This is a genomic window from Propionibacterium acidifaciens (assembly GCF_003798325.1).
GTDB classification, from domain to species: domain Bacteria; phylum Actinomycetota; class Actinomycetes; order Propionibacteriales; family Propionibacteriaceae; genus Propionibacterium; species Propionibacterium acidifaciens.
Genome location: NZ_CP033719.1, coordinates 1,303,788 through 1,320,751, shown reverse-complemented (window position 1 = coordinate 1,320,751; position 16,964 = coordinate 1,303,788). Strand labels below are relative to the sequence as shown.

12 protein-coding genes and 1 riboswitch are annotated in these 16,964 nt (G+C 71.1%); of the genes, 5 read left to right on the top strand and 7 right to left on the bottom strand.

Translation table 11 applies throughout. The annotated features are described in order from the left end of the window. Positions 1-6 precede the first annotated feature (6 nt). Positions 7-1,536 carry an MFS transporter gene (locus tag EGX94_RS05615; protein WP_021796264.1) on the bottom strand — a complete coding sequence of 510 codons (1,530 nt, stop codon included), beginning with the start codon at positions 1,534-1,536 and terminating at the stop codon, positions 7-9. Between the two features lie 644 nt (positions 1,537-2,180). On the opposite strand from EGX94_RS05615, the gene EGX94_RS05610 reads away from it, so the two are divergent. Continuing rightward, on the top strand, positions 2,181-2,501 hold the full coding sequence (locus EGX94_RS05610; RefSeq protein ID WP_226906052.1) for a hypothetical protein: 321 nt from the start codon (positions 2,181-2,183) through the stop codon (positions 2,499-2,501). Positions 2,502-2,879: 378 nt separating this feature from the next. Here EGX94_RS05610 and EGX94_RS05605 read toward each other — a convergent pair whose 3' ends face one another. Genes EGX94_RS05605 through EGX94_RS05595 form a run of 3 tightly spaced genes read right to left on the bottom strand, consistent with a single transcriptional unit; the run spans position 2,880 to position 5,790 of the window. Next, complete coding sequence (locus tag EGX94_RS05605; RefSeq protein ID WP_021796272.1) at positions 2,880-3,956, bottom strand: ABC transporter substrate-binding protein; 1,077 nt, start codon at positions 3,954-3,956, stop codon at positions 2,880-2,882. After that, positions 3,953-4,774 (bottom strand): ABC transporter ATP-binding protein, encoded by an 822-nt coding sequence (locus EGX94_RS05600; RefSeq protein WP_021796271.1) that lies wholly within the window; start codon positions 4,772-4,774, stop codon positions 3,953-3,955. The genes EGX94_RS05605 and EGX94_RS05600 overlap by 4 nt, the downstream gene beginning before the upstream one ends. Next, positions 4,771-5,790, bottom strand: coding sequence for a FecCD family ABC transporter permease (locus EGX94_RS05595; RefSeq protein ID WP_028706696.1), 1,020 nt, complete (start codon positions 5,788-5,790; stop codon positions 4,771-4,773). The genes EGX94_RS05600 and EGX94_RS05595 overlap by 4 nt, the downstream gene beginning before the upstream one ends. Positions 5,791-5,960: 170 nt before the next feature. After that, positions 5,961-6,143: riboswitch (cobalamin riboswitch) on the bottom strand. Positions 6,144-6,266: 123 nt separating this feature from the next. Between EGX94_RS05595 and EGX94_RS05590 the strand changes: the two genes are divergently transcribed. The 3 genes from EGX94_RS05590 to EGX94_RS05580 are packed head-to-tail and all read left to right on the top strand — an operon-like array spanning position 6,267 to position 9,717. Continuing rightward, the gene (locus EGX94_RS05590) at positions 6,267-7,382 is read left to right on the top strand and encodes a thiamine pyrophosphate-dependent enzyme (RefSeq protein ID WP_043120062.1); all 1,116 of its coding nucleotides are present in this window, start codon (positions 6,267-6,269) and stop codon (positions 7,380-7,382) included. After that, positions 7,379-8,353: an alpha-ketoacid dehydrogenase subunit beta gene (locus EGX94_RS05585; protein ID WP_021796277.1), complete on the top strand. Its 975-nt coding sequence runs from the start codon at positions 7,379-7,381 to the stop codon at positions 8,351-8,353. Before EGX94_RS05590 ends, EGX94_RS05585 begins: the two co-directional genes overlap by 4 nt. Positions 8,354-8,382: 29 nt before the next feature. Then, positions 8,383-9,717, top strand: coding sequence for a dihydrolipoamide acetyltransferase family protein (locus tag EGX94_RS05580; protein ID WP_123826001.1), 1,335 nt, complete (start codon positions 8,383-8,385; stop codon positions 9,715-9,717). A gap of 248 nt (positions 9,718-9,965) precedes the next feature. On the opposite strand, the gene EGX94_RS05575 is transcribed toward EGX94_RS05580, so the two are convergent. Continuing rightward, entirely contained in the window at positions 9,966-10,253 is a 288-nt protein-coding gene (locus tag EGX94_RS05575; protein WP_021796867.1) for a cell division protein CrgA, read from the bottom strand. A gap of 491 nt (positions 10,254-10,744) precedes the next feature. Here EGX94_RS05575 and EGX94_RS05570 point away from each other — a divergent pair, with 491 nt between their 5' ends. Next, positions 10,745-11,386, top strand: coding sequence for an aminodeoxychorismate/anthranilate synthase component II (locus EGX94_RS05570; RefSeq protein ID WP_021796879.1), 642 nt, complete (start codon positions 10,745-10,747; stop codon positions 11,384-11,386). A gap of 53 nt (positions 11,387-11,439) precedes the next feature. On the opposite strand, the gene EGX94_RS05565 is transcribed toward EGX94_RS05570, so the two are convergent. Together EGX94_RS05565 and EGX94_RS05560 are read right to left on the bottom strand one after the other, a co-directional pair. Beyond that, positions 11,440-14,838 (bottom strand): hypothetical protein, encoded by a 3,399-nt coding sequence (locus tag EGX94_RS05565; RefSeq protein WP_021796886.1) that lies wholly within the window; start codon positions 14,836-14,838, stop codon positions 11,440-11,442. 178 nt (positions 14,839-15,016) lie between these two features. Then, positions 15,017-16,876 (bottom strand): trypsin-like peptidase domain-containing protein, encoded by a 1,860-nt coding sequence (locus EGX94_RS05560; protein WP_051383745.1) that lies wholly within the window; start codon positions 16,874-16,876, stop codon positions 15,017-15,019. Between the last annotated feature and the right edge of the window lie 88 nt (positions 16,877-16,964).

Here is a 16,964-nt window from a genome sequence, read left to right as displayed (position 1 = left end):
GCATCATCACCCGGTGCGGGTGTCACCGCGGCGCACGAGCACCACGACGGCGACGAGTGCGCCGACGGCGACCAGGCAGCAGGTGAGCAGGGAGAAGTCCGTCGCCGTGGTGTATGCGCGGGCGGCTGCCTCTCGGAGGGCCTGTCCGGCCGCGTCCGGCGAGCGGGCGGCCTGCTGGAAGGCGATCGTCACCGAGCTCGTGGCCTCGGGCGTCGCGTGAACACCTGAGGCAGTCAGGCCAGTGCTGTAGATCGAGCCCTCGACGGTGCCGAGCACTCCGATGCCCAGCACCGAGCCGAGCTGTTGGAGGACGCTGAGCAGGGACGACCCGGTGCCCCGCCGGTCGCTGTCGACTTGGGAGAGTCCCCACGACAGCGCGACGGGCTGGCAGACGCCCATGCCCAGGCCGGCGAGCGCTTCGCCCACGCCCATGAGGACGAGTCCGCCTCGGACGGTCGCGGCGCCCATGATGACAGCGCCCAGGGCCAGCAGGGTCAGGCCGGCTCTGCATGCGCCGGCGGGGCTCAGCCGACGCGTGGCGTGCTCGTTCAGCAACGAACCGAGGATCGCGCCGGCGACCAGCGGCATGAGCAGCAGCCCGCCCACCAGCGCGTTGTGGCCGCGGACCGTCTCGAGATAGGCGGGCAGGACGAAGATCAGCCCGAAGACCGCGAAGTTCACGGTGGCCAGCACGATCCCCCCGATCGCGAAGGGGGTCGAGGCGAACAGGCGCAGATCGGTCAGCGGACGCCCGGTGCGCAGGTCGGACACCACGAACCCCACGACGAGCACCACTCCTGCCAGGGCGGAGCCGCAGGCCGACAGGCTCATCCAGGCGCGCTGGGCGTTGATGAGCCCAGCCGTGAGCAGACCGAGCCCCGCGGTGACGAGCAGCCCGCCCCGCCACGGCAGGCCGGTGGCGGACGCGACCGGCCGCCTCGACCGGGGGATCACGCGCAGGCTCCACACCATCACCACCAGGAATGCGACGACGTCGAATGCGAAGATCGCCCGCCACCCGGCCAACGAGGTGAGCCCGCCGCCGATCACCGGTCCGAGCGGAGCGCCGAGGGTCCCGGCGATGGTCCACACGGTGAGCGCTCGCGCCCTGTCCGCCATGCGGGGGAACAGATCGGCGATCAGGGCCAGGCTCATCGGGATGAACATCCCCGCGCCCGCGCCCATCAGGGCCCTCGCCGCGATGAGGCACCCCACGACGGGGCTCGCCGTGCCCAGGACTGAGCCGACGAGCAGGCCGACCAGCCCCATGAGCAGCACCCGGCGGTGGCCGAGGCGGTCTCCCCCGAAACCGGCGATCAGCAGGACCACGACGAAGGCCAGGCTGTAGGCCGAGGCGACCCACTGCTGCTGCGCCATCGATGCGTTCAGACTCGCACTCACGTCAGGCAGTGCCACGTTCACCGCGGCAGTGTTGACGAACAGCATCGCAACGCCCACCGACAGACACACCAGCCCGGCCCAGCGGCCGGAGGCCTCCTGCCCGGATGCCCGGGCCCGGCCCGTGTCCTCACCCACAACGTCCCACTTCCTCTCGGTCGCAGCACCCCGGACGCCCTGCCCGGCCGCGACGGCGATCCGATGCGTCACTCGGATCCGAGACCACCAGCATATTCCATATGTGAGAGACTATCATTCTGGTCGGTCGGGTCGCCCGAGGACTTGAGTGCTACCGGGGCGGCGGCCGCGGCACGTCGAGAAGGAGAAGTACGCCGATGGGATACAAGCCAGGGCGGGTGCCCGCCTCGGTGCGCGACAGGCTCCACGATCTGGTGGAGACGTCCGATCGTGACTTCGTGCCGCCGCTCTCGTGGCGGGCGGCGATCGGCGAGGTGTTAAGGAAGCCGGAGTTGTGCTGGAGACGGCTGATGTCTCAACTCCTCTATCCGTAATCGCTTTCGTTGTGCCGCGTGAAGCCCAAGACATAGCCGCCAAGCCCGCGTTGAATAGTGCTAATCTCCAATACGTTGATGCGTGTGACGAGATCTACTTGATTGACCGCATTCCACGTCTGCCTATTAACGGAAAGGTTGACCGTAAGACTCTGCTTACCCACTTGCCCGCAGTCCGATCCGGGAATTTTACCCAGACAGATATCTTCTCTATTGCAAACCTTTGCAGAAAGTAGGAAACCGATGTTGATACTGCTAATCATCAACGCAGTGATCTCCCTGTCCACAGTAGTCGCAGCCTGCATTGCGTTTGTGCGGCCGGGTATGTTCAGTGGCTCTCGTCATGTGGCTGGGGGTGAACGTTTCTTCGCGAACATGTACGCAGCTCGCGCCATTCCCCTCGGGGTTCTTGCCGGAGTGTTGCCATTCATCGTTTTCGCAGACCAGTGGCCGACCAAGGTGCTGCTCGTCGCAGCCGCGCTCGTCCAAGTTGTCGATGCTGTCATCGGTGCTGGCAAGAGGGAATGGGGCATGACGGGTGGTGCAGCAGCCGCCGTCGTTGTCCATGGTCTGACGGCATGGCTCATCTGATCGCAGCCGAAGATTCAAGAGCATTTTTCTTCCTGTTCGACCACGCCATCAGCGAATATTGAGGCTCATTCGTAGGAAGCCGGGCGGAAGAGTGCCCCGGCCATGTCCGGGGCGGCTGGTGTTCCACGTTTTCGGGCTCCGGGGGTGGACACGCTGTACTGGCGGTTCGACCCGGGTGCTGCCGTCTGCTCGTTGGTGTCCCGTGGGGTGGGATGATGCCCGTGGCGTCTTGTCGACGGCCGCCGCGATGCGGGGAGGCGGGTCTCGTGCCGGCCTCCCCGGCGGGCGGGTGTGGCGCCCGCCCGCCGGTTCCGGTCGGGCGGGCGCGCTCCGGCTCAGTGGCCCGTCGGGGCGTGGTGGCCCGCTCCGGCCGGCCGCCTACTTCAGCCAGTCGTTGCCGGGCAGGTCGGCCAGTCGGGTGATGTCGAGGTGCGTCCGGACGTCCGAGGCCGGCTGGAGGCCGTAGTGCTCCAGTGACGTGCGGATGTACTCGGCTCCGTCGATGTTGAGCGGGCCCGAGGTCCACATGGCGTAGGGCAGGTTGACGAAGCGGCCCTCCTTGACGGCGGTCAGGTTCTTCGTCGCGTCATTCGACCGCAGCGCCTCGACCTTCTCGTCGTAGCTCTGGCCCGGGTAGTCGACGAAGAAGATGATGTCGGGGTCGGCGGTGGCCAGTCGTTCCCAGCTCACCGACGTCCAGGTGTCCTGCACGTCGGCCAGGGCGTTCGTGACGCCGGCCGAGTCCATCATCGCCTGCGGGGCGCCGAAGGAGCCCGACGAGAAGATCGTGTCCGAGCTGGAGTCGAACAGGAACGCGGTCGGCTCGTCGGCGGCCCGCGGCGCCGATTCGAGCCCCTGGCGGCGCGTCGTGATGTCGTCCACGGCCGACTCGGCGGCGTCCTGGTGGCCGGTCATCGCGCCGATGTTCGAGATGTCGGTGGTGAGGGCGTCCCACGGGGCCATCGTGCCGCGGTTGCCGTCGGCCTGACGGCAGGTCTCCGAGAGCAGGTAGGTGTCGATGCCCTGCTCGCTCAGCCCGTCGGGGGTGAGGTTCTTCTCCTCGGAGAAGCCGTAGCCCCAGCCGGCGAACACGACCTGCGGCTGCGCGGCGACGATGTTCTCCATCGTCGGGTACTTGTCGGCCACCTGGTTGAGGCCGTCGACGGTCTCGTCGCCGTACTTGAGGGCCAGCACGTCGCGGTCGCGCTGCATGCTCGACACGGCCGTGATGTCGCCGGCGGCGCCGGCGGCCAGCGCGATCGAGATGATGTTGCCGTCGTTGACGAACAGCTTCGTCGTCGGGCTCGGGTACTCCTTCGTCTCGCCGCAGTTGGTGAGCTGCACGGTGCCGGCGGCCGACGAGCCCGCCGAGCCGGACGACGCGTTCGGGCCGCAGCCGGTGGCGACGAGGGCCATGGCGAGCAGCCCGACCGGTGCGATGCGGGTGATCTTCATCGGGTGTCCTTTCCCCTGCTGATGAGCAGATGGGGTTGATGGGTGTGCGGATGGGGGATCTGCATGGCCTCGACGGCGAAGGCCTCGCCCATGAGCCCGGCATCGAGCACCTCGGCGGGCCTGCCGGAGGCCTCCATGCGCCCGTCGTGGAGCACGGCGACGAGGTCGAAGTGGCGCAGCACGGTGTCGATGTCGTGGATGGCGGCGATCACCGTCGTCGGCTGGGAGCCGAGCAGGTCGAGCAGGCGCAGCTGCCAGGCGATGTCGAGGTGGTTCGTGGGCTCGTCGAGCATGAGGACGGGGCAGCGCTGCGCCAGGCCGCGGGCGATCATGGCCCGTCGGCGCTCGCCTCCGGACAGGTTCGTGCAGGGCGTCTCGAGCCGGTCGCCCAGGCCGAGCGCGGCGAGCGACTCGCGGACGATGTGCATCTCGCCGTGCGTGTCCATCGACCACGGGCTCCGGTAGGGGATGCGGCCCAGGGCGACCATCTCGCCCAGGCGCAGGTCGTCCGGAGGGGTCTCCTCCTGCGAGACGAACGAGATGACGCGGGCCCGTTCGCGGGGCCGCATGGCGCCCACTGGGCGTCCGTCGAGCAGCACCCGGCCGGCGGCGGGCTCGGCGATGCCGGCGGCGGCGCGCAGCAGCGTCGACTTGCCGGCGCCGTTCGTGCCGACGAGCGCCAGCTTCGTGCCGGGCGGCACGGTGAGGCTGACGCCGCGCACGACGACATGGCCCTCGACCTGGGCGGCGACGTCCTCGAGGCGGATCTCGGGGATCGGCCCGATGCCGCGGTGCGTGCGCCTCGTGCCGCCCCTCATGCGTCACGACTCCCGAACGCGTAGCGGCGCCGCCCCATGAGGACCAGGAAGACGGGTGCCCCGATCACGCCGGTGACGACGCCGATCGGGATCTCCTGGGGGCTCACGACGACGCGCGAGACGACGTCGACCCACAGGAGGAACAGCGAACCGACCAGCGCGGCGATCGGCAGCATCCGGCGGTGCAGCGAGCCGACCGTCATGCGCGCCGCATGCGGGACGATGAGCCCGACGAAGCCGATGCCGCCGCTGACGGCCACGAGGCAGCCGATGAGCACGCCGAGCCCGATGAACAGGCCGACGCGCATCGCCCCGACCCGCACGCCGAGGGCCGCCGCCGTCTCGGGGCCGGCGGCCAGGGCGTCCAGCCAGCTGCTGACGGCCAGCATCGCGGTGCCGACGACGGCGACCGCGAGTAGCGGCAGCAGCAGCTTCTCCCAGCTGGCGCCGGCCACCGAGCCGAGCATCCAGAACATCACCGAGGTCGCCGCGTGGTTGTCGTCGGAGAGGAAGACCATGAACGAGGCGACCGCCGAGAACGCCGAGGACAGCACGACGCCCGACAGCACCATGCGCAGCGGCGTGAGGCCGCCCTGGGCCTGCGAGACGCCGAACACCGCGCCCGCCGCGCCGAGCGCCCCGAGCAGGGCGCCGGCCGACAGCGAGTAGACGCCGAACCGGGCCAGCACCCCGAAGACGAGCACCGCCGTGGCGCCCACCGAGGCGCCCGAGGAGATGCCCAGCAGATAGGGCTCGGCGAGCGGGTTGCGCACGAGGGTCTGCATGCCCGCGCCGCCGATCGACAGGCCGGCGCCGACGAGCACCGCCAGCAGGGCGCGCGGCATGCGCAACTGCCAGATGATCGTCGCGAACGGGGAGGAGACGGGGTCGCCGGACAGCTGCCCGCGCACGACCGCCCAGACGTCCGCCAGCGGGATGCGCTCGGAGCCGAACGCCAGCGACAGCACGATGCTCACCGCGATGGCGACGACGAGCCCGATGATGACCGGCGTCAGGGCGACGCGGGCGCCGCGCCGGGCCGGTGCGGCGGATCCCCTCGTCCTCATGCGGCGCCCCGCGCGTGGGCGAGGGCGCCGCCATCACGGCGCGACCGGTACCGGCGGGGGACGCTGAGGGGCACGGGACCTTCGACCTTCATCTGGGGCGTCTGTGAGCGCGAGACGCCGAGCGGACGGGCGAGCCGACAGGTCTTCGGACTCGGATCACCCGGGACCGGCCCCTTCCCGGGTCTCCCCAGTGGGTCTCGTGCCGGCCCCGTCACCTTCACCGCTGCGCGCCAGTCCCGGATTTCCACCGGAGTTCCCTGGCGCCCACATCAGTGGGCGCGATCGACTCGACACACAGAGTAGACCCCTGGGGGTCGGGCCGGCGAGGCGGAGGGGATGTTCCGGATTCCGGGACTCTCGCCCTCCCCCCTTGTTACCAGGTAGTAGGTTACTTGATCGTAAGTTGTGGTGCGGTGAGAGGAACGATGGTGGACATCGAGGATCCGACGCAGCCGGTGCGGTTGCTCACGCCCGAGGGGGAGCTCGTCGAGGACCCCCGCTTCCGCTGGCGGGGCGGTGACGGGAGCCTGGTCGAGATGCTCCGCGGAATGCGCCGGGGCCGCCGGTTCGACGTCGAGGGCGCCGCGCTGCAGCGCCACGGGGAGCTCGGGCTGTGGCCGCCGCTGGTCGGTCAGGAGGGCTACCAGGCGGGGATCGCCGCCGCGCTGAACCCGGCCGACATGGTCTTCGCCACCTACCGTGAGCAGTCCCTGGCCCTGGCGATGGGGGTGAGCCCGGCCGACATACTCGCCCTGTGGCGCGGGGCGGGCCTGTCGCGCTGGGACAGCGCGGCCACGCGCATGGCGCCCTACTCGCTCATCATCGGCTCCCACCCGCTCCACGCCGTCGGGTACGCCCTGGGCGTCGCTCTCGGGCGCGCCGGCGACGGTCCCGCGCCCGCTACCCTCGCCGTCTACGGCGACGGCGCCTCGAGTCAGGGCGACGTCAACGAGGCGCTCGTCTTCGCCGCGGCCCGCCGCGCCCCGGTGGTGTTCTGCTGCGTCAACAACGGCTGGGCCATCAGCGAGCCGGTCACCCGCCAGAGCCCCATCCCGCTCTACCAGCGGGCGCACGGTTTCGGCATCCCCGGGATCCGCGTCGACGGCAACGACCCGCTGGCCTGCGCCGCGGTCATGGACTGGGCCCTCGGACGGGCGCGCGCCGGCTCCCCGGTGCTCGTCGAGGCGCTCACCTACCGGATGGGCGCGCACACCACCAGCGACGACCCGGGCCGGTACCGCAGCGACGAGCTCACCCGGCAGTGGGCCGGCCGCGACCCGATCGAGCGGCTGCAGACCCACCTGCTCGCCCGCGGCCTCGTCGACCGGCCCTGGCTGGAGGCCCTCGACGCGGAGCTCGACGACTTCGGCGCCGAGGTGCGCCGCACCTGCCGCGAGCTGGTCGACACGCCCATCGAGCGGGTCTTCGACGATCTGCTCGTCGAACCGGGCGCCCACCTGGCCGAGCAGCGGGCCGAGTGCCTCGACTGGTTGTCCACCGTCCCGGGCTCCACCGTCCCGGGCGAGGAGGTCGGCGCATGAGCGGGCTCACCGTCGTCAAGGCGCTCAACAGGGCCCTGCACGAGGCCATGGCCGCCGACCCCGGAGTGCTCGTCCTCGGCGAGGACGTCGGCGTCCTCGGCGGGGTCTTCCGCGTCACCGAGGGGCTCTCCGAGGCCTTCGGCGAGCAGCGGGTCATCGACACCCCGCTGGCCGAGTCCGGCATCATCGGAACGGCCATCGGCCTGGCGCTGCGCGGCTTCCGGCCGGTCGCCGAGATCCAGTTCGACGGCTTCGTCTTCCCCGGTTTCGACCAGGTCGTCAACCAGCTGGCCCGCTACCGCTCGCGCACCCACGGGCGGCAGGGCCTGCCGGTCGTCATCCGCATCCCCTTCGGCGGCGGCATCGGCGCGGCCGAGCACCACTCGGAGTCGCCCGAGGCCTACTTCATGCACACGCCCGGCCTGCACGTGCTCTCCTGCGCCTGCCCCCAGGACGCCCACTGGCTGCTGCGCCAGGCGATCGCGTGCCCCGACCCGGTGATCCTCTTCGAGCCGAAGGCGCGCTACTACGCCAAGGGCGAGGTGGACGAGTCCGGGCCCGATCTGCCGATGGGCTCGGCGAGGATCGTGCGGCCCGGCCGTGACGCCGCGCTGCTGACCTACGGGCCGATGGTGCGCACCTGCCTGGACGCCGCGCAGGCCGCCGCCGGGGAGGGACGCGACGTGGAGGTCGTCGACCTGCGCTCCCTCGCCCCGCTCGACATGGCGACCATCCGGGCCTGCGCCGAGCGCACCCGCCGGGTGATCGTCGTCCACGAGGCCCGCCTCACGCTCGGGCCCGGCGCCGAGCTCGCCGCCCGCCTGGACGAGGAGATGTGGGGCGCCCTCGACGCCCCGGTGCTCCGCGTGGCGGCCTGGGACACCCACTACCCGCCCGCCAGGACCGAGCGCGCCTATCTGCCCGACGCCGAGCGCGTCCTCGACGCGCTCGACAGGTCCTTCGCCTACTGACCACCCACTCATCGCACGAAGGAGTCATCGTGCCCGCATATCTCATGCCCGACGCGGGGGAGGGCCTCACCGAGGCCGAGATCGTCGAATGGCACGTCGCCGTCGGCGACGAGGTGGGGGTCAACGACGACCTGCTCGCCATCGAGACGGCCAAGTCCGTCGTCGAACTGCCCTCGCCGTTCGCCGGCACCGTCACGAGGATCCTCGTCGAGGAGGGCGAGACGGTCGACGTCGGCGCGCCCATCGTCGTCATCGACGACGGCTCCGGGTCCGACGGGGACGACGGGCAGGACCCGGCGCGGCGGGCCGGGAACGCAGAGGGCCACGCTCCGGAGGCCTCTGCATCGGAGCCCTCCGCGGCCGAGTCCCCTGCGCCGGCCGGTCCCGGAGCCGCGGCCGAGGAGGAGGCCCCTGCGCTCCTGACCTCGGACGTCCAGGACCCGGACGGCGCCCAGGAGGCCCCGACCGCCCAGGCCTCGACCGCTCAGCCCCCGGTCTCCTCGGCCCAGGTCCCGACTCCGGATGCCCCGGCCCGGTCCGGGCCCGCCGCCCCGCCGCTGCTGGTCGGCTACGGCGCCTCGACGGCCGCCGTGCCCGGCCCTGTCCGGCGGCGGCGCCGCCACGAGGTGAGCAGGCGCGCCGGCTCCCGCCCCCGGCGCGACGAGGCGCAGGCCGTCGACGCGGTGCGCCGGGCCACGGCCCGCAACGTCATCGCCTCGAAGGACTCCAAGGTGCACACGACGGCCTTCGTCGAGTGCGACGCCGGCGCCACCGTCGAGCTGGTCGGGACGCTGCGCGCCCGGCGCGACTTCGCCGGCCTCCACGTGACGCCGCTGCTCGTCTGGTGCAAGGCCGTCTGCCTGGCCATGCGCACCAATCCGATGATCAACGCCAGTTGGCCCGGCGAGGAGGACCGGATCACCGTGCACGAGTCCATCAACATCGGCTTCGCCGCCGACACTCCGCGCGGCCTGCTCGTGCCGGTCATCCGTGATGCCCAGGACCGCGACCTGAAGGACATGGCAGGTGAGCTCGGCCGCCTGGTGAAGCTGGCCAAGGCGGGCCGGCTGCAGCCCGCCGACTACAGCGGCGGCACCTTCTCGATCACCAACCTGGATGGTCTCGGTCTGGACGCCGGCACCCCGATCATCAGCGGCTCCGAGAGCGCGATTCTGGCGATCGGCTCCATCCGCCGCCGCCCGTGGGTGATCGAGCGCAATGGGCAGGAGCTCATCGAGCCGCGCTGGACCACGGCGATGTCGCTGTCCTTCGACCACCGGCTCATCGACGGGGCCGAGGCGGCGCGCTTCCTGGCCGACCTGGCCGCCCTCATCACCGATCCCGGGCTGGCGATGATGTACTGACCCGATCCCGTCGGTGCTGGTCCGGCCCGGTCGGTCGACCCGATCCGCCGGTCGGCGGATCCGAATGCGGCTGCGGTGCGCCGCCCGCGGATTGTGCACGGGCGACGCACCACCCGTGCATTCAGGGACGACGCCTCGAGCAGGTGGCCCGTGATGTGGAGAGGTCGGCGTCACCCGTGCATTCAGGGACGACACCCGGGCCGGGGAGTGCCTTGGTGCGGGGCGTGTGTGCAGGGGGCGCGGTGACGCTACTTCCAGAAGGTCGCGATGAAGAAGCTGGCGGCGATGAGCCCCAGGCCGATGAGGAAGTTCCAGTTGCCGAGCACCGCCATGAACGGGAGCGTCGCGCCGGCGATGTAGAAGACGACGAGCCAGATCACCCCGATGAGACCGACCGGCACGAAGACGTAGGGCACCCAGGCGCGGTCGGCGATGCGGACGGACTGGAGCTTCTTGTTCGCTGCGGCCCTCTCCTTGGCCCTGTTCTTCGACCTCTTCTTGTCGACGGCCTTCTTGCGGGCCTTGGATTCGGGCACGGTGAGCTCTCCTCGGAACGACGACACGACTGCGCCGGCAGGGGCGCACCACGACCAAGAGTAGTGGACCGCTCGACCCGGCCCGGCGGTATCCGTCGGCATGGGGTCGGCCGGTGGCTGTGCCGGGCAGGCCGGTGGGTCGGCCCGGGGGCCGTCGGTGCCGGGGCGGGGAGAGCAGGGCTCGGGCGGCCGGGACGGCTGCGGCTCGTGTGCGGGAGTGGCCGACGTTTGGCCGTCCACCCGGCTGTGGGTGTCACGGCTGCGGCTCGTGCGCGGGAGCGGCGTTCGACCGGGCGTCGCCGAGGACGGCCGCCCCGGGGCCCGGCGCGCTCGGGCAGCGAGCAGTGCTCGACCCGCCCTGCACCATCTCAGGGGACCGCTCCCGGGCACTCGTGCGCGGTCTGCCCGGGTGCCCCTGGCCGAGCCCGGGTCGGGCGGCTCGTGCGCGGGAGCGGCGCGTCCCCTGTCGGCGTCCGACCTAGACTTCGGGCATGTCCCGGATCCTCGTCATCGACAACTACGACTCGTTCGTCTACAACATCGTCCAGTATCTGGCCCAGCTCGGCGCAGAGGTCGACGTCCGGCGCAACGACGACCCGAGGTTCGGCCGGGACGACTGGCGCGAGGGCTTCGACGGCGTCCTCCTCTCGCCCGGCCCCGGCGCCCCCGAGGACGCCGGCGTCTGCGTCGACGTCATCCGGGGCGCCGGCGCCGACCTGCCGGTCTTCGGCGTCTGCCTCGGCCTGCAGGCCATGGCCGTCGCCTTCGGCGCCGCCGTCACCCGCGCTCCGCAGCTGCGCCACGGCAAGACGAGCGTCATCACCCATGACGGCCGAGGCTGCTTCGCGGGCCTGCCCGATCCGCTGACCGTCACCCGGTACCACTCGCTGGCCGTCGACCCCGCCACCGTGCCCGACGAGTTCGAGGTCAGCTCCACCGCCGACGACGGCATCATCATGGCGATGCGCCACCGCGCCCTGCCGGTCGAGGCCGTGCAGTTCCACCCCGAGTCGGTGCTCTCGCAGGGCGGCCACCGCATGCTCGCCAACTGGCTCGCCGTCTGCGGCGACGACCGGGCCCCGGCCCGCGCCGAGGGGCTCGCCCCGCTCATGACGGCCGCCGGGGGAGCCTGAGCGGACGCGGCGGTGGGGCCGCGCATCGCGCGGCCCCACCGCGAGGGGTCCGGTCAGTGGAAGTCCACCTGGCGGCCCACCGTGCCCACGAGCGAGGCGCGGTACTCCTCCGAGGCGATGCGCTGCGCGGTCTCCTCGAGGTCCGCCAGACGCTGCGGCAGGCCGATGCGCTCGGCCGTGCTGACGGCGTCCGGACGGTCGGTGTACTCGCGCAGCCGTTCGATGCCCTCGTGCACGAGACGCAGGTCCTCGGCCTGCTTGGCGTCCAGACGGGCCGCGTACCAGTCGGAGGCCAGCACCGACTCGCGGGCGAACAGCGCGCGGAACTCGGGCGAGTCGAGCGTCCAGCCCTCGGAGGTGCTCCCGGTGGCCATGATCTCGAGCAGGCCCCGCAGCGGCGGGACCGCCTCCGAGATCGTGCCGTCGTCGATGTACAGCTGGGCGACGCGCTGGTGGGTCTGGACGATCACGTCGAGCGAGTCGGCGTAGATCTGCTCGTCCTGCAGTTCGGGGCGCAGCATCTCGTCGGTGAACACCACGTCCGGGTGCAGGAAGATGCGCCCGAAGTAGGTGGTGGCGAGGCGGTCGTTCATGCGGTAGCCGAGGCGCGAGGCGTGGACCGTGCGCCCGTTGAACTCGAAGTCCTCGAGCTTGTCGAGGAAGCCCTGCTCGATGAGGGTCCGGGCGTCGCGCTCGGCCGGCTTCATGTGGCTGAACAGCTCGGGCACGAGCATCGTGATGTCGTGATCGACGCGCACGTTCGGGCCGATGCAGCCGGCAGAGCTCAGCCAGCCGTCGTAGCCGGTCAGCACGTAGCTGAGCAGCGCCGCGTTGAGGTCGACGATCGGGGCCAGCGCGTTGAACGGGCCCTTCGTCAGCGCGCCCTCAGAGCCCGCGCCCGTCGTGGACGGCGACTTGCCGGTCATCGAGCTGATGAATTCCATGAACAGCTCGGGCAGCTCCATGTAGTGCAGCGGGTTGTAGGCGCACAGCGCCGGGATCCTCTCCTCTGGCGGGTTGTTGCGGCGGCCCGCGGCGACCAGGTCGATCGGCAGTGGGGCCGGCCCCTCCATCGGCAGCTTGCGGAAGAGCCTGCTGGCCACGTCGGCCACCGCTGTCATCTCGGGGTTCGCGTCGACCGGGCGCTTCTGCAGGTAGCGCGGGTTCTTCGAACGGGTGCCGTCGGGCAGGTGGCGCGACTCGTCCGAGCAGGTCCAGAAGGCCGGGGATTCGTCGTCGGCGCCCGCGGCGGCCCGGGCGATGAGTTCCTGGACCGGTTCGGTGAACTCGCTGAGGGCCTGCACGTCGGTGAGCATCTCGCGGGCCTGCGCCCTGGTGAGCGGCTCGAAGTTCGAGATGAAGGTGTCGTCCCCGCTCGACAGATCGCGTTCGGCCTGCTTGTCGTAGCCGCGGTGGATGGCGTCGTCGGGACGCTGGAAGAGCAGCATCTCGCAGTTCTCGACGTACTTGCGGGGGATCCCCTGCGGGTCCTCCCACGGCGGGGTGACGGTGCTGGCCGTGATGTCGTCCTCGGACTGCACCTTCACCGCCGGGGAGAAGTCGGGGCGCAGGCTGAACAGCCGCCATGAGCCGTCGGGCTCGAAGCCGACGCGCAGCATGTTGACGATGACCTTCTCCCCGTCCAGCCGCACCATGTTGCCGTGGCGCCCGTTCATGATGCCGACGGTGAAGTGCGAGCGCCAGTCGGAGCCCCACTCGGGGCGGTGGTAGCGCTTGACGATGAACGCCAGTTCCTTGACGTCCTGGCGGATGCCGCGCAGGAAGGCGTTGTACTCGTCGGTGTAGGCCCGCGAGGGGGTCAGCAGCTTGATGACCGAGCCGAGGCTGCGCTCGGTGCTCAGCACGGGCCGGTGGTCGGTGCCGTTCTTGGAGGCGTCGGCGAAACGGTTGGAGTAGTCGCCGGCGAAGAGCTCGTCGACCGCGTCCATGTCGGCCTCGAAGTCGTAGGTGTAGGCGTTGCCGAACTGGAAGGCGTCGGCGATCGACTTGGAGATCTCGGACTTGCCGCCGCCCGAGACGGTGGCCGGTTTGTGGCACTGCGTGGGGTCCTGCGAGACGCCGATGAGGTGCCACTGGGTGGCGTCCATCTCGCGGTGCTTGGCGTGCACGCGGTAGCCGTCGGGGGACAGGTACTGCTTGTCGGCGAGCAGCTTGATCGACTGCTCGACGCCGTTGCGGGTCCACGTGATGCGCTGGTCGCGCATCGAGAAGTGCGCGTGCTCGGGCAGCAGGACGATGTTGGGCCACTTCCGGTCGATGGCGTGGCCCTCGGGCTGCACCTCGAAGCGGTCCGGGTCGCGGGCCAGGGCGTCGTCGAGGGTCCACTCGTCGGGGGTTCGGTCGGTGAACTCGACGCCCAGGTTCCACGCCGGGTAGGTGATGGCGCCGCCGGAGTGCTCCTCCTCGGCGCAGCCGAGCAGATTCGCCGAGTAGGAGATCTGGGTCTTGACCTCCTTCTTGCAGTAGCCGAAGTAGTTGTCGGCCAGCACGGTGACCATGACGCCGCGCTCGTCGCGGGCGCAGATCTTGAAGGACCTGCCGTCGTTGTAGAGCTCGTCGGGATCGCGCCAGCACTGGCCGTCGCGGCGCTGGCGCTCGGTGGCGTCGTCCCAGGCGGGCAGGCCCAGGCCCTTCTTCGTGAGGGTGCCGACCAGATGGGGGGCGAGGATGACGCAGCCGGTGGTCCCGGTCCAGGAGGCCGGGTCGAGGGAGGCGTCGTTCTCGGGCAGGTACGGGTCGCCGCCGTTGCCGAAGACGACCTCGACGAAGTCGAGGTTGGCGACGAGGCCGCCCGGTGCGATGAAGCGCACCTCGTAGCTGCGGCGGCGGGTGCGCCCGGGCACTTCGGGGACGACGACCGGGCGCATGAGCAGCGAGACCCAGCAGTGGGCCGGGGTGTCCATGGTCGCGGTGTACGGCAGCATGAGCTCGTCGTCGGGGGCCTGGAGGGCCGCGTCGAGGATGCGGGCGAAGACCGTCTTGTCGACCTCGATCTTGTCCTGTGGGATCGGCAGGCCGCCGGTGGCGATGTGGAAGACGCCGGCGGTCGTGCGTCGGTCGTTCTTCGGGTTGTGCAGGATGCCGTTGACGAGCCGGTAGGACTCGATGACGGGGGAGTGGAACTCGTCGCCGTCCACCGGCAGCGACAGACCGCGCGCCAGGCCCGGTTCGTCGAGGACGAGGGTGGTGCGCGGCAGCTGCGGCTGCAGGCCGGTGTCGGCCAAGTAGGCGTCGAGGAAGGCCTGGATGCGCTTGTCGGGAGCGCTTAGCTGCTGCTTGAGACGCCGGCTCAGTTCGCGCTGGCGGGCGAGGAGGGGCGCGACCATGGCGGTCTCGGCGCTGCCGTCGGCATCGTCCGGAAGGGGCAGGCCCAAGAGCGACAGGCGAAGGTTGATTGCGGTGTTGGTGCGTAAACGATCCTGTGCGGTCATGCGTCCATTCTCGCCCGCGCCGGCCCGCACAGCCAGACCCGCTCGGCAAAATGACCGCGAACGTGACAGCCGTGGCCAGCCTCACCGACACCAACCTCACCGGAGCCGGCCCGCCCCGGCGCAATGGCCGCGAACATGACCAGCCGGACCCGCCCTCCGGCGGCCGGCCCGGGCGTGGTCAGTTGACGGGGCTCTCGCCGAGGGTCACGTGGACGGTCTGGGACGAACCGGTCGCCGTGGTGATCTCGACCGTCGCGTCGTCGCCGGGCTCAAGGCCGGCCAGCACGGTCGACAGTTCGTTCTCGGTGGCGACGGCCGTGTCGTTGACCGAGAGGATCCGGTCGCCCGCTCCGATGCCCGCCCGCGCGGCCGGGCCGTCGTCCTCGACGGAGGAGACCGACAGGCCGCCGGTGCTCTCCTGGACGTTGACGCCCAGGTAGGCCTTCGGGCCGATCTCGACGGTGCCGGACTCGTCGCCGCTCTTGATCTTGTCGACGATCGACATGGCCTTCGCGATGGGGATGGCCCAGCTGCGCAGCGTCGTGCTCGAAGCGCCGTAGCCACTCTTCTGCTCGCCGGCGGTGGTCATGGCGGTGACCTCGCCCTCCGAGTCGTACAGCGGGCCGCCCGAGTCGCCGGGGACGGCTTGCGAGGTGGTCTCGTAGACGTCGGTGAGGGTCTCCTCGCCGCTCGTGGCGAGCTCGGACTCGACGGTGACGGTTGTTGCGGTGTCGGTGATCGCGCCGTCGGCGGCCGACAGATAGCCCTGCCCGTTGGAGTTGCCGACCGCGGTGACCGAGTCCCCGACGGCGACCGCGTCGGAGTCGACCGTCACCGTGTCGAGACCGCTCGCGTCGGTGAGCTTGAGGAGCGCGATGTCGTTGGTGGCGTCGTGGCCGACCATCGTGGCCTCGTAGGTGCCGCCCGTGATGGCGACCTTCGCGTAGATCGTGGTGCTCGACTGGACGACGTGGTAGTTCGTCAGCACGTAGCCGTCGGAGCTGAGCACCATGCCGGTGCCGGCCGAGGTGGCGTCGGTGAGCTCGCTCTCGATGATCACGACGCCCCTCGACTGGGCATCGTTCGCGTTGGTCTGCTCGCCGGTCGGGGCGCTCGAGCTCGGGCTCGGCACCGGGAACTGGACGTTCGAGTGCGAGTGCGAGGGGCTGCCGCTCGATCCGGGGTTCGCCGCGTTCCGGGCCCAGAGGCCGCCCACCGTCAGGGCGCCCAGCCCGAGGAGGACGGCGATCGTGATGCCGACGACGGCGCGCGACGTCGACCGGGACTTCCGCGGCTGGTAGGGGATCCACTGGCCGAACTGGTCGTAGTAGCCCTGGGCCTGCGGGTTCGACTGCGGGTAGGGGCCGAACTGGCCGGCGGCGCCCCAGGCGGGCTCGCCGGCGCCCTGGGGGTACGGGCCGGCCCAGGGCCCGCTCTGGGCGTCCTGCTGGTAGCTCGCCTGCTGCTGGTAGTCGGCGTCCTGCTGGTAGCCGTGCGGATACCGGCCCTGGTCCTGGTAGCCGTTCTGCGGGTACCCGCTCTGGTCCTGCTGGGGGTCGGCGCCGGTCGTGCCGGCGGACCAGGCCGACTGGTAGGGATCGGGTTGGCCTGCGGCCTGCTGGTAGCCGTTCTGCGGATAGCCGTCGCCCTGGCCATAGGGGCCGTAACCGTGCTGGCTCTGCTGGACGGGTCGGCCCCAGGGGTCGGTCGGCGGGCCCCAGGGGGACTGCTGTCCCGCACCGGGGGAGGCCGCCTGGCCGGTCCACTGGGTCGACGGGTCGGGCTGCGGCCATTGCGCCGGGGCTCCGGGGCCCTGTCCCGTCGCGTCGAGAAGGGTCTGCTCGCAGGGCGGCTCCCCCGGCGGGCCGTAGGCGATCGTCTGGTCGGCAGCGGGGCCGAATGCGACGGTGTGCTGTTCGTCCGGGCCGAACGCGACGGTCTCGTCGGCGCCCTCGCCGCCGGCGGGTCCCTGCACGGGGCCGCCCGCCTCGTTCTGAGCGTCTGGCCGAGGGGTGCTGTGGCCGTTGTTCTCGCTCATGCTCGCCTTTCGTCGCGTTCGCCCCTGCCCGCCGGTTCGCGAGGCCGGTTGCCCCGTGCGGACCGCCTCGTACGAGCCTCAGCCCAGC

Coding starts and splice junctions, on each gene's coding strand:
- EGX94_RS05605 (WP_021796272.1), bottom strand. CDS start 3,956: ATGAAGATCACCCGCATCGCACCGGTCGGGCTGCTCGCCATGGCCCTC.
- EGX94_RS05600 (WP_021796271.1), bottom strand. CDS start 4,774: ATGAGGGGCGGCACGAGGCGCACGCACCGCGGCATCGGGCCGATCCCC.
- EGX94_RS05590 (WP_043120062.1), top strand. CDS start 6,267: ATGGTGGACATCGAGGATCCGACGCAGCCGGTGCGGTTGCTCACGCCC.
- EGX94_RS05585 (WP_021796277.1), top strand. CDS start 7,379: ATGAGCGGGCTCACCGTCGTCAAGGCGCTCAACAGGGCCCTGCACGAG.
- EGX94_RS05570 (WP_021796879.1), top strand. CDS start 10,745: ATGTCCCGGATCCTCGTCATCGACAACTACGACTCGTTCGTCTACAAC.
- EGX94_RS05565 (WP_021796886.1), bottom strand. CDS start 14,838: ATGACCGCACAGGATCGTTTACGCACCAACACCGCAATCAACCTTCGC.
- EGX94_RS05560 (WP_051383745.1), bottom strand. CDS start 16,876: ATGAGCGAGAACAACGGCCACAGCACCCCTCGGCCAGACGCTCAGAAC.